The organism is Saccharomonospora iraqiensis subsp. iraqiensis (assembly GCF_000430445.1).
Classification (GTDB): Bacteria; Actinomycetota; Actinomycetes; order Mycobacteriales; family Pseudonocardiaceae; genus Saccharomonospora; species Saccharomonospora iraqiensis.
Genome location: NZ_KE387053.1, coordinates 1 through 2,191, shown reverse-complemented (window position 1 = coordinate 2,191; position 2,191 = coordinate 1). Strand labels below are relative to the sequence as shown.

3 protein-coding genes are annotated in these 2,191 nt (G+C 72.0%); all 3 read right to left on the bottom strand.

Annotated elements, in window-relative coordinates:
• Positions 1-64: 64 nt before the first annotated feature.
• Positions 65-526 carry a MaoC family dehydratase gene (locus ACTIR_RS0103870; protein WP_026453283.1) on the bottom strand — a complete coding sequence of 154 codons (462 nt, stop codon included), beginning with the start codon at positions 524-526 and terminating at the stop codon, positions 65-67.
• Complete coding sequence (gene fabG / locus ACTIR_RS0103865; protein ID WP_007025663.1) at positions 523-1,284, bottom strand: 3-oxoacyl-ACP reductase FabG; 762 nt, start codon at positions 1,282-1,284, stop codon at positions 523-525. Before fabG ends, ACTIR_RS0103870 begins: the two co-directional genes overlap by 4 nt.
• A gap of 175 nt (positions 1,285-1,459) precedes the next feature.
• Positions 1,460-2,191: nuclease-related domain-containing protein (locus ACTIR_RS0103860; RefSeq protein ID WP_026453282.1), on the bottom strand; the 732-nt coding region annotated here is incomplete at its 5' end.

The following is a 2,191-nucleotide window of genomic DNA, read 5'->3' as shown; positions in this document are numbered from 1 at the left end:
CGCGCGCCGGGCCGGGGTACCGACCGGCCGCCGGTGCGGCGCCGCCCGCCCCGGTGCGGACGGATCAGGGGACCAGCAGCACGACCGTCTCGGCGACGCAGGCGGGCTTGTCCTCGCCGTCGATCTCGATGGTCCAGCGCACCACGGCCTGCTTGCCCGTCTGCGCATCGGTGACCTGCGCCAGCTCGGCACTCGCCCGGACCCGGGAGCCGACCGTCACCGGCTGCGGGAACCGGACCTTGTTGACGCCGTAGTTGACGCCCATGCTCAGGCCCTCCACGCGGTAGATGGCCGCACCGAGCATGGGGATCAGGGACAGCGTGAGGTAGCCGTGCGCGATCGGCGCGCCGAACGGCCCCTGCGCGGCCCGTTCCGGGTCCACGTGGATCCACTGGTGATCACCCGTCGCGTCGGCGAACAGGTTCACCTGCTCCTGGGTGATCGTGTGCCATTCGCCGGTGCCGAGGTGCTGTCCCACCGCGGCCTCGAACTCCGCGAGATCGGCGAACACGCGCGTGTCACTCATGCCTTCGGGCCCCCCGCGACGTAGATGACCTGGCCGGACACGAACGAGGCCTCGTCACTGACCAGGAACGAGACCACGTTGGCGATGTCGGAGGGCTGGCCGACCCGGCGCACCGGGATCTGCTCGGCCGCGGCGTTCTTGAAGTCCTCGAAGCCCATCCCGACGCGCTCGGCGGTGGCCGCGGTCATGTCCGTCTCGATGAAGCCGGGGGCGATCGCGTTCGCCGTGACCCCGAACTTGCCCAGCTCGACGGCCAGCGTCTTGGTGAAGCCCTGCAGCCCGGCCTTGGCGGTGGAGTAGTTCGCCTGCCCGCGGTTGCCCAGCGCGGAGGTGCTGGACAGGTTGACGACGCGCCCCCACTTCTGTTCGGTCTGGTGCTTCTGCACGGCCCGGCTCATCAGGAACGAGCCGCGCAGGTGCACGCCCATCACCGAGTCCCAGTCGGTCTCGCTCATCTTGAACAGCATGTTGTCGCGGGTGATCCCCGCGTTGTTGACGAGCACGGTCGGCGCGCCCAGTTCCGCCGCCACGGTCCCGACGGCCGCGTCCACCTGTTCGGCGTCGCTGATGTCGAGCCCGACGCCGAGGGCCCGGCCGCCGTCGGCGGTGATCGCCTCGGCACCCGCCTTCGCCCCCGCCTCGTCGAGGTCGAACAGGGCGACGGCGAAACCGTCCGAGGCGAGTCGTTTCGCCACGGCCGCTCCGATGCCCCGGCCTGCCCCGGTCACGATCGCGACGCGGGAAGGAGAGTCGGTCATTGTCTTCAGTCCTCCTCGTCGAGTTGAACACCGCTGCCCGGACGCCGTGGCACCCGGCAGTAAGCGTGCGCTTAGCAACCTACCAGGCGATCCACCGACACGGGGGCGGCACCGGGAACGGATCGATCCGGATCCCGCGCACGGACGGCGCGGGGAATCCGGGCGCGGCGCCGGTTCAGGCCCCGGCCGGGGCGGATTCGCCCACGACCCGGTCGAGCACCGTGCGCAGCACGTGGCGGTCGACGGTCACGGGGTCGGCCGCGAGCCGGTCACCGATGCGGTGGACGAACCGTTCGGGGGTGAGCACGACGGTGTCGGCGGACATCCGGGCGTGCGGGTCCGTGGTGATCTCGCCGGAGCGGCTCGGGTAGAGCACCAGCGCGCCACGGACCTCGACGTCGGGCAGCAGCGCGCGGAACGCCTCGACGCTCTCCGGCAGCCGCGTGCCACCGCCGCGGAAGACCCTGCCGTTGCGGCACAGCCTGCCGTCGGCGTCGGTCGTGTAGTGGCCGGGCAGCCAGCGCTTCGACTCCACCAGCACCAGTCGTCGCCCGCACAGCACCGCGTGGTCGACATCGGCGTAGACCGAGCCGGGCAGGGACACCCCGTGGAACACGCGGACACCCGGCAGCCGGGTGAGGTAGTGCTCGCACAGCTGCGCCGTGAGCCGTTCGGCGACCTCGTCGGGCTCCGTCCCCGGGGCGCCGAACACCGTCCGGTCCCCGAACTCCGCACGGAACGTGCGTACCGCACGCAACGAATCCAGGTGCCGCCGGACGAGCAGCACGCCCGCGGTCGCGGCGGCGAACAGCAACAGCGCCCACACGGTGAACGCCCACACCGACGACGCGACCGGCAGCACCAGCGGCAGCGGCGCCAGGACGGCGCCCCCCGCCGCACCGAGGGC